18 protein-coding genes are annotated in these 19086 nt (G+C 31.3%); all 18 read left to right on the top strand.

What is annotated here, in order from left to right; all coding sequences use genetic code 11:
• Window positions 1-31 precede the first annotated feature (31 nt).
• The gene (locus tag Q0U74_RS06485; RefSeq protein WP_297393447.1) at window positions 32-574 is read left to right on the top strand and encodes a rubrerythrin family protein; all 543 of its coding nucleotides are present in this window, start codon (window positions 32-34) and stop codon (window positions 572-574) included.
• Between the two features lie 279 nt (window positions 575-853).
• Window positions 854-1648 carry a 30S ribosomal protein S2 gene (rpsB, locus tag Q0U74_RS06490; RefSeq protein ID WP_297393449.1) on the top strand — a complete coding sequence of 265 codons (795 nt, stop codon included), beginning with the start codon at window positions 854-856 and terminating at the stop codon, window positions 1646-1648.
• Window positions 1649-1719: 71 nt separating this feature from the next.
• Window positions 1720-2364, top strand: a complete 645-nt coding sequence (gene tsf / locus Q0U74_RS06495; RefSeq protein ID WP_019124403.1) for a translation elongation factor Ts — start codon at window positions 1720-1722, stop codon at window positions 2362-2364.
• A gap of 16 nt (window positions 2365-2380) precedes the next feature.
• Window positions 2381-3085 carry a UMP kinase gene (gene pyrH, locus Q0U74_RS06500; protein ID WP_297393452.1) on the top strand — a complete coding sequence of 235 codons (705 nt, stop codon included), beginning with the start codon at window positions 2381-2383 and terminating at the stop codon, window positions 3083-3085.
• Window positions 3086-3094: 9 nt separating this feature from the next.
• Complete coding sequence (frr, locus tag Q0U74_RS06505) at window positions 3095-3652, top strand: ribosome recycling factor (protein ID WP_297393454.1); 558 nt, start codon at window positions 3095-3097, stop codon at window positions 3650-3652.
• A gap of 45 nt (window positions 3653-3697) precedes the next feature.
• Complete coding sequence (locus Q0U74_RS06510) at window positions 3698-4423, top strand: isoprenyl transferase (RefSeq protein WP_297393456.1); 726 nt, start codon at window positions 3698-3700, stop codon at window positions 4421-4423.
• Between the two features lie 2 nt (window positions 4424-4425).
• A complete protein-coding gene (locus tag Q0U74_RS06515; RefSeq protein WP_297393458.1) occupies window positions 4426-5208 on the top strand; it encodes a phosphatidate cytidylyltransferase in 783 nt (260 codons plus the stop codon).
• A 9-nt stretch (window positions 5209-5217) separates the two neighbouring features.
• Window positions 5218-6228, top strand: coding sequence for an RIP metalloprotease RseP (gene rseP, locus Q0U74_RS06520; RefSeq protein ID WP_297393460.1), 1011 nt, complete (start codon window positions 5218-5220; stop codon window positions 6226-6228).
• Window positions 6225-7280 carry a flavodoxin-dependent (E)-4-hydroxy-3-methylbut-2-enyl-diphosphate synthase gene (gene ispG, locus Q0U74_RS06525; protein WP_297393462.1) on the top strand — a complete coding sequence of 352 codons (1056 nt, stop codon included), beginning with the start codon at window positions 6225-6227 and terminating at the stop codon, window positions 7278-7280. Before rseP ends, ispG begins: the two co-directional genes overlap by 4 nt.
• A gap of 4 nt (window positions 7281-7284) precedes the next feature.
• The gene (locus tag Q0U74_RS06530; RefSeq protein ID WP_297393464.1) at window positions 7285-11526 is read left to right on the top strand and encodes a PolC-type DNA polymerase III; all 4242 of its coding nucleotides are present in this window, start codon (window positions 7285-7287) and stop codon (window positions 11524-11526) included.
• Window positions 11527-11656: 130 nt separating this feature from the next.
• The gene (gene rimP, locus Q0U74_RS06535; RefSeq protein ID WP_297393466.1) at window positions 11657-12118 is read left to right on the top strand and encodes a ribosome maturation factor RimP; all 462 of its coding nucleotides are present in this window, start codon (window positions 11657-11659) and stop codon (window positions 12116-12118) included.
• An 11-nt stretch (window positions 12119-12129) separates the two neighbouring features.
• Complete coding sequence (nusA, locus tag Q0U74_RS06540; protein ID WP_297393468.1) at window positions 12130-13404, top strand: transcription termination factor NusA; 1275 nt, start codon at window positions 12130-12132, stop codon at window positions 13402-13404.
• Between the two features lie 27 nt (window positions 13405-13431).
• Entirely contained in the window at window positions 13432-13695 is a 264-nt protein-coding gene (locus Q0U74_RS06545; protein WP_288165966.1) for an RNase P modulator RnpM, read from the top strand.
• A gap of 24 nt (window positions 13696-13719) precedes the next feature.
• Entirely contained in the window at window positions 13720-16029 is a 2310-nt protein-coding gene (infB, locus tag Q0U74_RS06550) for a translation initiation factor IF-2 (RefSeq protein ID WP_297393471.1), read from the top strand.
• On the top strand, window positions 16029-16382 hold the full coding sequence (gene rbfA, locus Q0U74_RS06555) for a 30S ribosome-binding factor RbfA (protein ID WP_297393473.1): 354 nt from the start codon (window positions 16029-16031) through the stop codon (window positions 16380-16382). Before infB ends, rbfA begins: the two co-directional genes overlap by 1 nt.
• A complete protein-coding gene (locus tag Q0U74_RS06560) occupies window positions 16375-17349 on the top strand; it encodes a bifunctional oligoribonuclease/PAP phosphatase NrnA (protein ID WP_297393478.1) in 975 nt (324 codons plus the stop codon). The genes rbfA and Q0U74_RS06560 overlap by 8 nt, the downstream gene beginning before the upstream one ends.
• Entirely contained in the window at window positions 17346-18236 is an 891-nt protein-coding gene (truB, locus tag Q0U74_RS06565) for a tRNA pseudouridine(55) synthase TruB (protein ID WP_297393475.1), read from the top strand. Before Q0U74_RS06560 ends, truB begins: the two co-directional genes overlap by 4 nt.
• Window positions 18233-19086 (top strand): bifunctional riboflavin kinase/FAD synthetase (locus tag Q0U74_RS06570; RefSeq protein WP_297393477.1); only part of this gene is annotated, 854 nt, incomplete at its 3' end. The genes truB and Q0U74_RS06570, both read left to right, overlap by 4 nt.

Here is a 19086-nt window from a genome sequence, read left to right on the forward strand (position 1 = left end):
TTTTATTATTAAATATTATGGGGGTAATATTATGAATCAAATGACAAGTGACAATTTAAGATCAGCTTTCGGTGGAGAATCTCAAGCTCGTACTAGATATAATATCTGGGGCGATGTAGCTGAAAAAGACGGTTTCAAAAATGTTAAGAGACTTTTTGATGCAACTTCTGAAGCAGAAAAAATTCACGCAACTCTTCACTTCAAAGCTCTTAGAGATGTATCTGGAGATTTTCCTGTAACTTCTATGGCAGGATTTGGAATCAACAGCACTTCTGATAACCTTGAAGCAGCAAGAAATGGAGAAATATTTGAATCAACTCAAATGTATCCAGCATTTATAGCAGTTGCAGAAATGCAAGGTGAAAAAGAAGCTGTTAAAGCTATGAAATTTGCAACAGCTGCAGAAAAAGTTCACGCTGAAAGATACCTAGCTGCAAAAGAAGCAGTTGACGCAGGGAAAGACCTTGATGTTGAAAAAATTTATCTATGTCCTGTATGCGGATATATCACTTTTGAAGAAGAAGATAAATGCCCAATTTGCGGATGCGCAGGAAGCAAATTTATTGCTTACTAATTTAATTAAGAAAATCTCTCCTCATGGAGAGGTTTTACATAAAATGAAAAAGAGTCGGTTTTGCCGACTTTTTTTTATTTTAAATTTAATTAAAGTATAATCATTTTAGATATAAATAAAAATTAAATATAAAGAAACAAATTATTGATAAATTCAGTTTACTATGTTATACTTTTATGCGGTAAGTAATACACACATTTTTTGATATTAAAGGAGTTGCCAATTTGGTCCCTTTGATAGGTGATAAAAATGGAGGAAAAAAACACGGAGGTGGCTTAAATGTCAGTAATTTCAATGAAAAACTTATTAGAAGCTGGTGTTCACTTTGGACACCAAACTAGAAGATGGAACCCTAAGATGAAGAGATTTATATTTACTGAAAGAAACGGTATTTATATAATCGACCTTCAAAAAACTGTAAAAAAAGTAGAAGAAGCTTATGACTTTGCAAGAGAAATCGCCGCAAATAATGGAGAAATTCTATTTGTTGGTACAAAAAAACAAGCTCAAGATGCAATAGAAAAAGAAGCTACAAAATGTGGAATGCCATATATTAACCAAAGATGGTTAGGTGGTCTTCTAACAAACTTTAAAACTATTAACAAGAGAATTGAAAGACTTTACAAGTTATTTGAAATGGAAGAAAATGGTACTTTTGATGTTCTTCCTAAAAAAGAAGTTGCTCAATTATTACATGAAAGAGAAAAACTTGAAAAATTCCTTGGTGGAATTAAAGATATGAAGGGAATGCCTCAAGCTTTATTTGTTGTTGACCCTAAAAAAGAAAGAATTGCAGTTAAAGAAGCTCACATTCTAGGAATTCCAGTTATCGGTATCGTTGATACAAATTGTGATCCTGAAGAAGTTGATATTCCAATTCCAGGAAATGATGATGCAATTAGAGCGGTAAAACTTATTACTGAAACTATTGCAAATGCAGTTATCGAAGGAAAACAAGGTAATCAAATTGAAGATAGCGACAACGATTATGATGAATCCGCTCAAGAAGTTTCTGTAGAAATTGAAGAAGTTGAAGAAACTGTTGAGGATGAAAAGTCAACTATAGAAGAGTAAAGATATTTCGAGAGTTCTAAAGTAATCCTTTAAAACTCTCTTTTTTTAAAATAAATAAGGAGTGAATTAAAATGGCTATTACAGCAGCATTAGTTAAAGAATTGAGAGAAAAATCTGGAGCAGGCATGATGGACTGCAAGAAGGCTTTAACAGAAACAAATGGTGATATGGACAAGGCAATCGACTTTCTAAGAGAAAAGGGTCTTGCATCTGTAGCAAAGAAGTCTTCAAGAATTGCATCTGAAGGTCTTGTTGATTCTTACATTCACGGTGGAAGAATCGGAGTTCTTGTTGAAGTTAACTCTGAAACAGATTTCGTTGCTAAAAATGAAGAGTTTAAATCTTTTGTAAGAGATATTGCAATGCAAGTTGCAGCAGTTGCTCCAAAATACGTAAGCCGTGAAGAAGTTCCAGCTGAAGAAGTAGAACATGAAAGAAAAGTTCTTACTGAACAAGCTAGAGGCGAAAATAAACCTGAACATATTATTGAAAAAATGGTTGAAGGTAGACTTGAAAAATTCTATGAAGAAATTTGTCTACTAGATCAAGATTTCATTAAGGATCCAGACAAAAAAATTCAAGATATTTTAAATGATTTAATTGCAAAAATTGGTGAAAACATTAAAATCAGAAGATTTGTTAGATTTGAAGTTGGCGAAGGTCTTGAAAAGAGAGAAGAAGACTTTGCTGAAGAAGTAGCAAAACAAATAGGTTAACAAATTGGAGGAGTAAATGCCAAAATATAAGAGAATTGTTTTAAAACTCAGCGGAGAAGCCTTAGCTGGTTCAAATTCCGTTGGCATTGACATTAATTATGTCAATTTAATTGCAAAGCAAGTAAAGAAAATTTATGAATTAGGTGTTGAGATTGGTATTGTAGTAGGTGGCGGAAACTTTTGGAGAGGACGCGACGAAAATAATATTGATCGTGCTACATCTGATTATATGGGTATGTTAGGTACTGTAATGAACGCTTTAGCATTGCAGGACTCTTTAGAAAAATTAGGCGTTATTACTCGTGTGCAAACTGCTATCGATATGAGGCAAGTTGCTGAACCTTATATTAGAAGGCGTGCTATTAGACATTTAGAAAAAGGTCGCGTTGTAATATTTTCAGCTGGAGTTGGAAATCCATATTTTTCAACTGACACTGCTGCTGCACTTAGAGCTGCAGAAATTGATGCTGATGTTATATTACTAGCTAAAAAGGGAACAGATGGAATTTACGATTCTGACCCTAATATAAATGCAGATGCAAAAAAATATGACAATTTAAGTTATAGAGAAATCTTAAATAAAAACTTAAAAATTATGGATGGCACAGCGACTACTCTTTGCATGGACAACAATATTCCTTTAAGAGTATTTGGAATAGATGAAGAAGATGCAATGTTTAAAGTTGTATGTGGCGAAGATATTGGTACAAGCGTTAAATAGGAGGATATTATGATATCTGATCTAAAAAAGAATACTGAGTCTAGGATGATAAAAACTGTGGACTCACTTACTGAATCACTTCAATCTATAAGAGCAGGTCGTGCTAATACTACTTTACTTGATAAAATTCATGTTGATTATTACGGACAAAAAACTCCAATTAATCAAGTTTCTAGTCTTTCTGCTCCTGAGCCAAGACTTCTTACTATTCAACCATGGGATGCAAATTTAATCCCAGATATTGAAAAGGCAATTTTAAAATCTGATTTAGGAATAACTCCTTCAAATGATGGAAAAATTATTAGATTAGCTATTCCTCAACTAACAGAAGAAAGAAGAAGGGATCTTACAAAGTTAGTTGGAAAATATGCTGAAGAAACAAAAATTTCTATTAGAAATGTAAGAAGAGATGCTATGGAAGATATTAAAAAAGCTGAAAAAGCTAAAGAAATTTCTGAAGATGATAAAGCTTCCTATGAAGAAGAAATTCAAAAGTTGACAGATAAATACATTAAAGAAGTTGACAAAGTAGCAGAAAATAAAGAAAAAGAACTTATGGAAATTTAATTTTTAGCCTTAGATTATTCTAAGGCTCTTTTTTTAAGGAGTTTTATGAATTATTACAAAGAATTAGACTTAAATAATATTCCAAAACATGTTGGAATAATAATGGACGGAAATGGAAGATGGGCAAGGAATAGAAATATGCCTAGAACCTTTGGCCACAAAGAAGGTACTAAAAGAGTTATTGAAATTGTTGAAGCAGCTTATAAAATAAATATTAAATCCTTAACCCTATATGCTTTTTCAACAGAAAATTGGAAGAGACCAGATGAAGAAATCTCAAAGCTTATGGATTTATTAGCCTTTTACATAAAAAGCCAGTTAGAAAAAATAAAAAAGAATAATGTTAGAATTAAAGTCTTAGGTGACTACAGTGCCTTTCCAGAGCCAATTGTCAAACTAATTGAAGATGCATTGCAGGAAACAAAATCAAATGATAAAATGATATTAAATATTGGGCTAAATTATGGCGGTCAAAGTGAAATTGTTAGAGCTACTAAAAATATCTGCAAAGATGTAATTGATGGTAAAATGTCCATTGATGATATTGATACAGAAAGCTTTAAAAGTTATTTATATACATCAGGACAAGATGATCTAGATCTTTTAATTAGACCTAGTGGAGAGCTTAGAGTTTCTAATTTTTTACTTTACCAACTAGCCTATAGTGAATTTTATTTTTCAAATATTTTGTGGCCAGATTTTCATGAAAATGAGTTTTACAAGGCTATATATGATTTTCAAAAACGAAATAGAAGGTATGGAGGACTTTAATCTTGACAGATCTACAAAAGAGAGTTACCACAGGTGTAGTCGGTATTTTATTAATAATTCTAATTTTTTATTTGGGACTAAAGGCGATAAAAATTTCAATTTTTATTTTAACTCTTGAAGCCGTAAGAGAAATGCATAATGCCCTTTATAAAAAAGGCATAAAGTTATTTTTGCCAATTTTATTTTTTGGAGCTCTTATAACTTTTTTGTGCTCTTTTTTTGATAAAAACTTAATTTACTCTCTTGTCTTATTTTTTGTTGTAAATTCATGTTTTTTTGTTCATTTAGATAAATATGACTTAAGCAACTATGCCTTCACAACATTTACTTATTTTTATGCAATATTTTTACTTAATTTGTTAGGTAGTATTGACGACATTTACTTAATAATAGCTGCCTTTATTATTTCTTTTTCAACAGATACCTTTGCCTATTTTGTAGGCTCAACTTTTGGAAAGCACAAATTAATTGAGAGGGTAAGCCCAAACAAATCTGTTGAAGGCGCAATAGGTGGTACTTTTTTTGCCCTTGTAATTACAAGCATTTATTTTTTAATGCTAAATAAATATAATGCAATTTATAATATTAACGCACTCGTAGTATTTATTATATTTTTATCTTCAATTTCTGGTCAATTTGGCGATTTATTTGCCTCTAAGATAAAAAGATACGCAGAGATAAAGGACTATGCACAAATTCTTCCTGGACATGGAGGGATATTGGATAGGTTTGACAGTTTAATTTTTATTAGTCCCTTTATTTATATTTTGTACAATTTTATTTAAGGGGGACAAATGATTACTTTAATAAGTTCACTAGTAGTTTTTTTATTAGTTGTAATGCTTCATGAATTTGGACATTTCACTGTGGCAAAATTATCAGGAATAAAAGTAAATGAATTTTCCATAGGTATGGGACCAAAACTTTTTCAAAGGCAAAAGGGCGAGACTTCTTACAGTCTTAGACTACTACCTATTGGTGGTTATGTTGCCATGGAAGGGGAAGAGGAAAGCTCTCACGACCCCAGATCCTTTAACAATGCTCATATTTTAAAGAGAATGGCAGTTGTTCTTGCCGGTGCTTTTATGAATTTCTTCTTAGCCTTTTTTGCCTTTACAATAATTTTTTCTATAGTTGGTTATGGTTCAAATGAAATTGACATGGTGATTAAAGACTCTCCAGCAGAAATAGCAGGTTTAAAATCAGGAGATAAAATAGTAGAAATAGATAAAATTAAAACTAAAGATATTTACCATATTAATACTCTTATTAGATATAAAAAAGATGAAGAAATTAATTTAAAAATTAATAGGAGTGGCGAAAACTTAGAAATTAATTTAAAGCCAAAATATTCAGAAGAAAATAAAATGTATTTAATTGGCATTACATCTAAGCTCAAACACTCATTTTTTAAATCTATAGAACTTGGCGCCAAGAGGACTGGTGAAATGTCTTTTATGATTTTAAAGAGCTTAAAAATGATATTTGACGGCTCTTTTAAAATGGAATATTTATCTGGACCTGTTGGAGTTGTACAAATGATTGGCTCAGAATCATCTAAGGGCTTTTTAAATTTTCTACAAATTTTGGCCTTAATTTCTGTCAATCTGGGTGTATTTAATTTACTTCCAATTCCAGCTCTTGATGGAGGAAAATTCTTTTTTTTGTTAATTGAGGCTCTTAGAGGCAAGCCTATGAATGAAAAATTTGAACAAGGTCTTACTATAATTGGATTTAGTATTTTATTTAGTTTAATGATTTATGTAACTGTATTTAATGATATTGGAAGGTTGTTTAGTAAATGATAAAGAGAAAAGAAACAAAAAAAATTTATGTAGGCAATGTGCCTGTTGGAGGAGATTCTTATATCTCAATCCAGTCAATGACTAATACCAATACAAAAGATGTAAAATCTACTGTTTCTCAAATAAAAAAATTGGAAGAAGCAGGTTGCGACATTATTAGAATGGCTGTAAATGATTTAGATGATGCAGCTGCACTTAGACATATAAAAAAAGAAATTAAAATTCCAATAATTTCTGACATTCAATTTGATTATAAATTAGCTCTAGCTGCTGCTGAAAATGAAAGTGATGCCATAAGATTAAATCCAGGAAACATTGGCGACTCATGGAAAATAAAGGAAGTTATTGAAGCTTGCAAGTTTTACAATATTCCCATAAGAGTTGGCGTAAATTCTGGCTCTATAAAAGAGGAGTTTTTAGATAAGTTTAAGGGCGTCAATGCATCTTCAATATGCTATAGTGCAATGGAAGAAGTAGAAATTCTTGAAAAAAATAATTTTTATGATATTGCTGTCTCTCTTAAAGCATCCAGCGTAAACTTGACAATAGAAAGTTATAGAAAATTTTCTGAGATGTCAAATTATCCACTTCACCTTGGTGTAACTGAAGCAGGCACACCAAAGAAGGGCATTGTTAAATCTGCAATTGGAATAGGAACTCTTTTAGCTGAAGGAATTGGCGACACAATAAGAGTTTCTCTAACATCAGACCCTTTAGATGAAGTCATAGCTGCAAAAGATATATTAAAGGCACTGGACCTCAGAAGAGAGGGAATAGATTTGATTTCTTGTCCTACTTGTGCAAGGACAAAGGTGGACTTAATAGAAATAGTAAGAACCGTTGAAGACAGACTATATGCAATGGATAAGAACTTAAAAGTTGCAATAATGGGCTGCGCAGTAAATGGTCCAGGTGAAGCTAGGGAAGCTGATATTGGAATTGCCTGTGGAAATGGAAATGGACTTATTTTCAAAAAGGGCGAAATCATAAAAAAAGTTCCAGAAGAAAAACTTTTAAGTGAACTTTTATCAGAAATAGAAAAAATCGGGTGATAATTTGCTTTTATTAAAAGATATTTTAAAAAAATTAGAAACTGCGTCTTTAGAAGTTTCAGATGATATATCCATAGATTCTATTAAGAGAAATAAAAATAGTGGCGAGGTATTTTTTGTAATAACTTCTAAAGAAGATTTAGATACAAATTTAAAGAAAAAAATTAAAGAGATTTTTTCTAAAAATTTAGAAGAATATAAAATTTATATTGAATTCAAGTCATCTTCTCTCTATAAAAGTGAAGATGATTTAATTTGTGCAGAAATACTAAAGTACAATCCATCTTCAAAAATATGGATTGAAGAAATTGAAATCAAAAAAGAAAAAAATAAAATTGAAATAATACTTCCAAGTGAGGAAGCCTATTACACTCTAACAAAAAATGGCTTTGGTCACTACTTGGAAGAAGAACTCAAATTATTTGGCTCCTATAAAATCGACTTTGACTTTGTAAAAGAAATAGTAGAAGATGACAATATTGAGTCCTTTATTTCACAAATCGACGAAGCAGAAGAAGTGATTTCTGCAAAACATGAATTGGAAATTAAGACGAAGACAGAAAATAAAGTTAAGGAAAATAAAGCAAAAAAAGTAAACAGTTATGGAAAAAAAGATATTGATAATATTGAAAGGCTTATTGATATAAGTCTTAATTCTCAAAAAGTCACTGTAGAAGTAGATATCTTTAACATTGATAGTCGAGAAATAAAATCTGGAAATTTTTTAGTTTCCTTATCCGTTACAGACTATACTTCTTCAAGTCTTGCCAAAATATTTTTAAAACCAGAAAAGGTTGAAGAATTTTTGGAAAGTTTCAAAAAGGGAGATCATGTTTTAATAACCGGAAATGTAAATTATGACAGTTTTTCAAAATGTGAGACTCTTATGATAAGATACATTGAAAAAAGAGACAAAGTAATTCGCATGGATTACTCCAAGGAAAAGAGAACGGAATTTAGAATTCACTCAAAAATGTCACAAATGTCGGGTGTAACTTCCTTTACTAATTTTGCAAAAAGAGCTAAACTATGGGGCCACAATGCGCTAGCTATAGCTGACACAAATGATGTTCAGGGATTTCCCGAAGCAATGGAAGCAGGAGAGGCAAGTGGACTTAAAATTTTATATGGTACAGATATAAATTTTGTTGACGACAAAGAAAAAATCGTAACAAATTATGATCCTAATAAAAATTATAATTCATATGTCGTCTTCGATATAGAAACTACTGGACTATCTTCTAGAAATGATAAAATTACAGAAATTGGTGCAGTAAAAATTGTTGATGGAACAATTGTAGATAGGTTTTCACAATTAGTGAATCCTGAAAGAGAAATTCCACAAGTAGTAGTTGAACTTACTGGCATCAGCAATGCAAAAGTAGAAAATGAACCTACAATTGAAGAAGTCATACCAAAATTTTACGAATTTTCAAAGGACTGTGTTCTAGTTGCACATAATGCAAAATTTGATATTTCATTTATAAGAAGGGAATATGCAAATAATAATTTAGAATTTAGTCACCCAATTCTTGACACCTTAGTCTTGGCAAGAGCTCTTATGACTTATATGAAGAGATTTAACTTGGGAACTCTTTGTAAAAATCTTGGGGTTTCACTTGTTGGAGCTCACAGAGCAGTAAATGATGCCGAAGCAACAGCTGACATGTTTATAAAATTAATTGACAGATTTAAAAGAGAAAAAGAATTTAATTTTGACAATTTAAACCAAGAAATTATAAACATAGATTCTAAACGATTGTTTGAAAGCTCGCTCTTATTAATAGCTAAGGATGAAGTTGGGCTAAAAAATTTATACAAACTGATATCTGCATCTCATATGCAATTTTATAATTTTACTGCAAAAGTTCCTAGAACTTTATTAGATAAATATAGGGAAGGAATTTTAGTTGGATCTGGCAATGCAAGTTCTCCTCTTTTTGATGCAGTTTATAGAATGTGTCCTGATGAAGAACTTCTAGAAATAGCAAAGTACTATGACTTTTTAGAAATTCAACCAACAAGCGATAATAAGATGGCAATTGAAGATGGAAAATTCACAATAGAAGACATAAGAGAAATAAATAAAAAAATCTTGTGGCTTGGAGAAAAATTAGAAATTCCAGTAATTGCTGATTCAGACACTTATTACCTTGAAGAGTCAGAGGATATTTTAAGGCGAATTGTTTTGAATGGAAAACCAGGTAGACCTGACCCAAGAGCTAGTAGAGAGCAAAAATTTTATTTTAAAACTACAGAAGAAATGCTTGATGAATTTTCTTATCTTGGCGAAGAAAAAGCCTATGAAGTTGTAGTTACAAATACAAATAAATTAAATAATGAGATAAAAGCTATAAAGCCAATTCCAGATGGCAAATATCCTCCTGTAATAGAAGGTTCTGATGAAAGTCTAAGAGAAATGACTTATAAAAAGGCTCACGAAATTTATGGTGATAAGCTCCCGGAGATCGTTGAAGAGAGATTGGAAAAGGAATTAAAATCTATAATCTCAAACGGATATTCAGTTCTTTATATAATTGCTCAAAAACTTGTAAAAAAATCCAATGATGATGGATTTTTAGTTGGCTCCAGGGGTTCTGTCGGCTCATCTTTTGTTGCAACAATGTCTGGCATAACAGAAGTAAATCCTCTTCCACCACATTATATCTGTCCAAATTGTAAACACTCAGAGTTTATAAAAGATTTAACCTACGGTTCTGGTGTTGACATGCCCGATAAAGTTTGTCCTGAATGTGGAAGTCCAATGAGAAAAGATGGACACAACATTCCTTTCGAAGTATTTTTAGGCTTTTATGGAGACAAGGAACCAGATATTGATTTAAACTTTGCAGGAGAATACCAACCACAAGCACATAAATATACAGAAGAATTATTTGGTGAAGGTTATGTATTTAGGGCAGGAACTATTGGAAAAATTGCTGAGAAAACTGCCTATGGCTATGTAAAAAAATTTTTTGAAGGCAAAAATATTTCTCCTGTTGAAATAGATAGGCTGGCAAAGGAAATCACTGATGGAAAAAGAACTAGTGGACAACATCCAGGCGGCGTTATGATTGTGCCTAAGAGCAAAAGTATTTTTGATTTCACCCCAATTCAGTATCCAGCAGATGATTCAACATCAGGAGTAATAACAACTCACTTTGACTACAACTTTATTCACGGAAAGATTTTAAAGCTAGATATACTTGGCCACGATGGTCCAACTATTATTAAAATGCTAGAAGACTTCACTGGACTTGATTCAAATAAAATTAGACTAGACGATGAAAAAACTCTATCAATATTTAATAGCTCAGAAGTTTTTAACATGGATGAAGAAATTTTTTCTTGCGAAACAGGAACTCTTGGCATACCAGAATTTGGTACATCTTTTGTAATTTCTATGCTAAAGGAAACAAAGCCAAAGAATTTTGCTGACTTAGTAAGAATTTCTGGGCTATCACATGGCACTGATGTGTGGATTTCAAATGCTCAAGAGCTTGTAGACTCAGGAAGAGCCGAACTAAAAGATGTTATTGCAACAAGAGAAGACATTATGGTTTATCTAATAAATGCAGGAGCAGAAAATAAAATGGCCTTTGACACCATGGAAAAAGTTAGAAAGGGCAAGGGACTTACTGAAGAACAAGAAAAAATAATGAATAATTTAGATTTGCCTGAATGGTATATTGATTCTTGTAAAAAAATTAAGTATATGTTCCCTAAGGCTCATGCTGTTGCTTATGTAATGCTCTCCTTTAGAATAGCTTACTATAAATTAAATTATCCTCTTGCCTTTTATGCAACATATTTCACTATTAAATTAAATGACTTTAATGGAGAAAATATTATTGAAGGACCAAGCTTTTTAAAGAATAGAATTAAAACTTTAAAGGAAATTCAAAAGCCAACTGCAAAGGACAAGGGAGAATTAAGAGTGTCTGAAGTTGCTCTTGAAATGTATGCAAGAGGCTTTGAATTTTTGCCAGCTGATTTATATAAATCAAGGGCATCAAAGTTTACTATAGAAGATAAAAAGATAAGAATGCCACTAAGGGCAATACCAGGCATTGGTGAAAACTGTGCAAACAGTATTGAAGAAGAGGCTATGAAGTCAGAGTTTTTATCCGTAGAAGACTTTTCTAGGAGAACTAAGGCTGGCAACTCAGTAATTACAATTTTACAAAAAAATGGAATGTTAATTGATCTTGATGAAACAAATCAAATTTCTCTATTTAATTTTTGAAATTTATAAATTAACTAATTTTTGTTATAAGTTGTAATTCTACTAATTTATGTTATAATTTAATAAGAAAGATATTTTAGTGTAAAGAGTGGGTTAGCCCACTCTTTGTTTTTTAGTAGTGAGGTGTTAAGTGAATAAAAAAGAATTAAGAAAAGAGATTTACCCACTAGCTGAAGAGGTAGCAGAAGAACTTGGCTACGAAATTGTAGACATAGAATTTCAAAATGGCTCGAAGCACGATCTTCTTTCGATTTTTATTTATAAAAAAGAAGGAATTGATCTTGATGACTGCACAGAAATGAGTAGAAATTTAGAGAAAAAATTAGACGATCTTGACATTTTAAAAAATCCTTATTATCTTGAGATTTCTTCGCCAGGACTTGATAGACCTTTAAAAACAAAAGATGACTATAGAAGAAATGTTGGCAATGAAGTTGACCTTAAACTTTATGCACCAATTGACGGGAAAAAAGAATTTAGTTTTGTTTTAGACAAATATGATGATGAATTTGTGTATTGTAACATTGATGGCGAAGAATTAAAAATTCCAATTAAATCAATTTCATCTATGAAACAAACTATTAAATTTTAATGGAGGAATAAATGAACCAAGAGTTTATAGACGCTTTGAATGAAATCGAAAAAGAAAAAGGGATTTCTAAAGAAATTGTCTTCGAGGCTTTGGAATCAGCTTTAGTTTCTAGTTATAGAAAGAATTACGGTACATCTCAAAATGTTATTGTTAATATGAATAGAGAAACTGGAGAGATAAAACTTTTTGCATCTAAGGATGTTGTTGATGAAGTAGAAGACGATCAACTTCAAATATCCCTAGAAGAAGCTAAAAAGATTGACCCAAGCTATGAAGTTGGAGATGTATATAATTTAGAAATACATCCAAAAAACTTTGGAAGAATTGCTGCTCAAACAGCTAAACAAGTTGTTATTCAAAGAATAAAAGATGCTGAGAGAGATATTGTTTTTGACGAATATGTTGAAAGAGAAAAGGAAATCATTACAGGAGTAGTTCAAAGAAAGGCCTACAATAATGTATATGTTGATTTAGGAACTACTGAAGCAATTTTGCCTTATAGCGAGCAAATAAGTAATGAAAGATACGAACATGGCGACAGATACAAGATGTTAATTTTATCTGTTGAAAAATCTACAAAGGGTCCACAAATTGTCCTTTCAAGGTCACACCCTGATTTAATAAAGAGACTCTTTGAATTAGAAGTGCCTGAAGTAAGTGAAGGCATTGTTGAAATTTATTCTATTTCTAGAGAAGCTGGCTCAAGAACAAAGATTGCAGTGTTTTCAAGAGATTCTGAAGTAGACCCACTAGGTGCTTGTGTTGGATACAAGGGTCAAAGAGTAAATGCAATTGTAGATGAAATACACAATGAAAAAATTGACATTGTTATTTACGAAAAAGAAATGCACAAGTTTATTGCAAACTCCCTAAGTCCATCTAAGGTAGAAAAAGTTTTTATTAATGAAGCTGAAAAATCTGCCTTGGCTATAGTGCCAGATTATCAATTGTCTCTTGCAATAGGTAAAGAGGGACAAAATGTTAGACTTGCAGCAAAGTTAACTGGATGGAAAATTGATATTAAGTCTAAGGAACAGTTTGAAGCTTATCTTGAAGATAGAGGAATTACTGAAGAAGAATTAGCTGAAGAATTTGAAAGTGCTAAGAAAGAAGTGCCTGAAGATCTTGAAGCTGAAGATGATATAACTTTAGAAAACTCTGATGAAGTTAGCAGTGAAGAAGTTTCACAAGATAATGATTTAGATATAAATGCGAATGATGATTTAGAAGTAGAATCTTCTAGAGATAATAGTGAAGAAGCTGAAGAAGCTGAAGAAAAAAATTAAAAAATTCTTAATTTAACGGAGTAAAAAATGACTAAAATTAGGAAAATACCTATGCGGACTTGTATAGGTTGTAGGGAACAAAAACCAAAAAAAGATTTAATCAGAGTTGTTAAAAACAAGGAAGATGAAATCTTTATTGATAAAACGGGAAAGGCAAATGGAAGAGGAGCTTATTTATGTAATGACAAGAGTTGTTTGGAAAAAGCGATAAAGTCAAAGGCCCTAAATAGGGCATTTACGACAGAAATTAGTGAGGAAATATATGAGAAACTAATGAATTCTGTGGATTAAGCTTCTTTTGAGGAGGTGTTCAATTTGTCAAAAATTAGAGTGCACGCGTTGGCAAAGGAAATTGGTATTACAAGTAAAGAATTAATTTTAAAATTAAATGAAATGGAAATACCAGTGAAAAACCACATGTCAACTTTAGAAAGTGCTGATGAAGAAAGAATAAGAAAATTATACAAAAAAAGTTCTTCTAAGAATGAATCTCCTGTAAAGAATGATAATTCTAAAAATAGTAGAGATGTAAAAGCAAAAAGTGAAGTTGCTAAAAATAAAAAAGAAAAGCAAGAAAAACCTAATAGAGTTAAAACTTCTAAAGATAAAAAACCTCAAGAAGATTCTGATAAGAAATTTTTTGATGAAAGAAAAACAGAAAATCATAAACACAATAAAAATCACAACAACAAAAAAGAAGAATCTTTTGAAGATGAGGATTTTAACAACAATAGAAAAAACAGATTTAAAAACAAAAAAGATAATAAAAGGGAAAATAACAACTCCTATAACAGAGATTTAACTAAGAAAAAACCAAAGAAAAAAGTTAAATCAAGACACAAAACAGAGGAAGAAAATAGAGGAGATGATCCTATAACAGTGATTGCACCAATTACAGTTAAAGATTTTGCAGATCAACTTGGAGTATCTGTATCTACAGTAATTACAAAATTAATAGGCCTTGGAGTTATGGCTAATCAAAATCAAAGCATTGATGAAGACACTTGTATTTTATTAGCAGATGAACTTGGTGTTGAAATAGACATTGAAGAGCCAAAGCTAGACGAATCAATTGAAGAAGAATATGGTCTTCTAAAGAAAGATAGAGAAAGAGACTTAAAAACTAGACCACCTGTAGTTACAGTAATGGGTCACGTTGATCACGGTAAGACTTCTCTTCTTGATTCAATCAAAAAAACTCATGTAACACAATCAGAAGCTGGTGGAATTACTCAACATATAGGAGCTTACACAGTTAATTTAGCTGGAAAGAAAATTACTTTCTTAGATACTCCTGGTCACGAAGCCTTTACTTCTATGAGACTTAGAGGAGCACAAACTACAGATATTGCTGTACTTGTTGTAGCTGCAGATGATGGTGTAATGCCACAAACTATTGAAGCAATTTCTCACGCGAGATCTGCTGAAGTGCCTATTATTGTTGCAATAACAAAGATTGATAAGCAAGAAGCAAATATTGAAAGAGTAAAACAAGAGCTTATGAATGAAAATTTAGTAGCTGAAGAGTGGGGAGGAGACACAATTGTTGTTGGCGTTTCTTCAAAAACTGGAGAAGGCATCGATGAACTTCTTGAAATGATTCTTTTAGTTGCTGAAATGAGAGAGCTAAAGGCAAATCCTAACAGACGTGCTATTGGAACTATTATCGAAGCAAACCTTGATAAGGCAAAGGGACCTATGGCAACTATTCTAATTAAGAATGGTACTTTAAGATTTGGTGATTCAATAGTTTCTGGAGTATGTTCAGGTAGAATTAGAGCTATGCAAGATGATAAGGGCAAGCAAGTTAAAAAGGCTGGTCCATCAATGCCAGTTGTAGTTCTTGGCCTTAACGAAGTTCCTAATGCAGGCGATACAATTTATGCAGTTAATGATGACAAGACTGCAAAGATTATTGCTGACAAAAATGCAGAAATCACTAGAGAAAAAAGACTTAGCCAAACTACAAAGATTAGTCTCGACAATTTATTTGAAAAAATTTCTGAAGAAGATGTAAAGGAATTAAACATAGTTGTAAAGGCTGATGTTAAGGGTTCTGTTGAAGCTTTAAATCAATCACTTCTAAAACTATCTACTGATGAAGTTAAAATCTCAATAATTCACTCTGGAGTTGGCGGAATTAATGAATCTGACGTAACACTTGCCTCTGCATCTAATGCAATTGTAATTGGATTTAATGTTAGACCAAATATTAATGCCATTGAACTTGCTAAGGCTGAAGATGTAGAAATTAGAACTTACAGAGTAATTTATGAAATCATAAATGATATTGAACAAGCTGCTAAGGGTATGTTAGATCCAGATATCGTTGAAGAAATTCTTGGTAGATGTGAAATCAGACAAACCTTTAAACTTCCTAATAACCAAATGGTTGCTGGAGTATATGTTTTAAATGGTAAAATCTTAAGAAATTCTAAAGTAAAAGTTCTTAGAGACGATGTCGTAATTCATGAAGGAGACATAGCTTCACTAAAGAGATTTAAAGATGATACAAAGGAACTTGCCACTGGTTTTGAAGGTGGACTTGTTATTGATGGTTTCAACGACATTAAAGAAGGGGACCTTCTTGAGTCATATATACTAAAGGAAGTTAAGAGAGCATAATGAACAATAAGAGAATTAATAGAATATCTGAAGAAGTAAAAAGAACAATTTCAAATATTGTCCAAAATGAACTAAAGGATCCTAGAATTCCATCTATTACAAGCATCTCTCATGTTGAAGTTACTAATGACTTATCCTTTGCCAAGGTATATGTTTCTGTGTTTGGAAATGATTTTGATAGAGATGAAGCTGTAGAAGGATTAAATTCTGCAAAGGGATATATTAAAAAAGAATTGTCTAAAAGAGTTAAACTTAGAGCTATGCCTGAACTTATCTTTATAAAAGACGATTCCATAGAGAGAGCTCTTGAACTAGACAAATTAATTGATGAGGTAAATCGTGGAAATGAATAATCTAATGGAACTTTCATGGAAATTTAAAAAACTAATTGATGAAAGTGAAATTATTGCAGTTGCATCTCATTTAAATCCAGATGGAGATAATTTAGGTTCATCGACAGCTATGGTGGGCATGCTAAATAAACTTGGCAAAAATGTTGTCTTTATTTTAGATGATAAGATTCCACAATCCTTTAAATTTTTGCCGAATTTATCTTTTGCTAAGTCTCCTGATGAATTAAAAAATAACTTTGATTTATTTATTGCCTTAGATTCATCAGACGAAAATAGAATGGGTGATAATATTAAAAAAATTTTTGAAGCATCAAAGAAAACTGTAAATATTGATCACCATTTCAGCAACACCAATTACGCTGATTTAAATATAGTCGACTTTAAATCTCCAGCAACTTGTGAAGTCCTTGCAAGGATTTTTGAAACTTTAAATTTAGAACTTAACAAAGAGATTGCAACTTCATTATTTACAGGACTTTCCACAGACACAGGCTCCTTTAAATATAGCTCTGTATCTTCGGATACTTTTTTAACTGCATCAAATTTATTTAAATATGATATTGACATTGATAAAGTTACAGTAAATGTATATCAAAGTAGGTCTAGAGAAAAGACAGATTTATTAATTAGAGCCATGAATTCAATAGAGTATTTTCATGACAATAAAATTGCTGTTGTATTTGTCACTAAAGAAGACATGGAAAAATCAAAGGCAGAAAAATCTGATGCTGATGGCATAGTTGAATTTGTAAGAGATATTGATACAGTTGAGCTTGCAGTATTATTAAAGGAAAAAGATGACTGCATAAGACTTTCTCTTAGATCAAAGTCAGATATTGATTGCACAAAAGTTGCATCAAAATTTAATGGCGGAGGTCATGTGAGGGCATCTGGTGGCACTATAAATCATACTGATTTAAATAAGGCAAAAGAAGATGTGTTAAAAGTAGCTGAAGAACAATTATGATGGACGGACTTTTAATTTTTGACAAAGAAAAGGGAATCACTTCTCACGATTTAGTTTATAAAGTTAGAAAAAAATTAGGAATAAAAAAAGTTGGTCACACAGGCACACTTGATCCTATGGCTACAGGTGTGCTAGTGATTTCCATAGGAAAGGGCACCAAGACAAGTGATTATATTTTATCAAGCGACAAAGTATATGAAGCGAAAGTAAGACTTGGGATTTTGACCGACACCTATGACATAACTGGGAAAATTTTGGAGGAAGAAGATGTAATTTTTACTGAAGAAGAAATTAAAGATGCTTTAATTAAATTCACTGGTAAAATTTCTCAGATACCTCCAATTTATTCTGCCCTAAAAGTTAAGGGAAAAAAACTTTATGAATATGCAAGAGAAGGTAAAGACGTTGAAATAAAAAAAAGAGATGTAGAAATTTATAAAAATGAACTCTTAGACTTTAATGGAAAAGATGAATTTAAAATTTTAGTTCATGTTTCAAAGGGCACATATATAAGATCTCTTGCCTATGATATAGGGAAATCTTTAGGAACATATGGTGCATTAACTGAGCTTAGACGAATTAGGACTGGGTCTTTTAAAATTGAAGATGCCATAAAAGTTTCCGATTTTGAAAAATCAAGCCTAGATGAAATAAAAGAAAAAATTTTGCCTATGGATTTAGCACTAATGGATTTTAAAAGAATTGATATTCCAAAGAGTTTCTGTGACAAATTTATTATGGGACAATTTTATAAATTAAAGGAAAAATTAAAGAATGAAAATTATAGAGTTTATTCAGATGATAAATTTTTGGGTATTGGAGAAATAAGGGAAAAAGATGGAGAGTTTTTTCTCAAGATGAAGAAGAAATTAATAGGTGATTTATGAAAATAATTGAAATTGACTTAAATTATGAGGCAGAGGAAGAATCAGTTATAGCCCTTGGCAATTTTGACGGCGTACACAGAGGCCATATTGAATTAATAAGTAAGGCAATTGAAAATGCAAAAAAATTAAATATTAAGTCAAGTCTTTTGCTTTTTAACGAGCACACAGATAATCTTGTAAAAGTTGGGAAAAAAGATATTATCACCACTAATAAGACTAAATTTGAAATTTTAGAAACTTTAGGCGTAGATATAATTTACCTGATTAATTTTACAAGAGAATTTATGTCCTACAGTCCAATTAAGTTTTTAGATGAATTTTTAGCAAAAAATTTAAAAATAAAGGGAGTAGTAGTGGGCTATGATTACACCTATGGATATAAAAAATCTGGTGATGTAAATTTTTTAAAGAAAAATAAAAATTTATTTGAATCTGTCGAAGTAATTGAGCAAATTTCTTATAATGGCGAGAAAATTTCTTCTTCTTTAATTAGAAATTTAATTGAAGATGGAAATGTAAAAGATGCAAATTATTTGTTATCTAGACCCTATAAATTAATTGGAAAAATCATTCACGCCAAGGGTTTGGGAAAGAAAATGGGTTATCCAACGGCTAACCTTGAATTAATTGATAATTTTGTTATTCCAAAATTTGGCGTCTATGACACAGATATTATAATAAAGGGAAAAAAATATAGAGCATCTACAAATATTGGGACTAATCCAACAGTTGAACATGATGGCATAAAAATTGAGGCACACATTTTAGACTTTAATGAAGATATATATGGAGAGGTTGTAGAGCTTGAACTTTTAGATTTTGTTAGACCTGAATTAAAGTTTAATAGTCT

The organism is uncultured Peptoniphilus sp. (assembly GCF_946998875.1).
GTDB lineage: Bacteria > Bacillota > Clostridia > Tissierellales > Peptoniphilaceae > Peptoniphilus_A.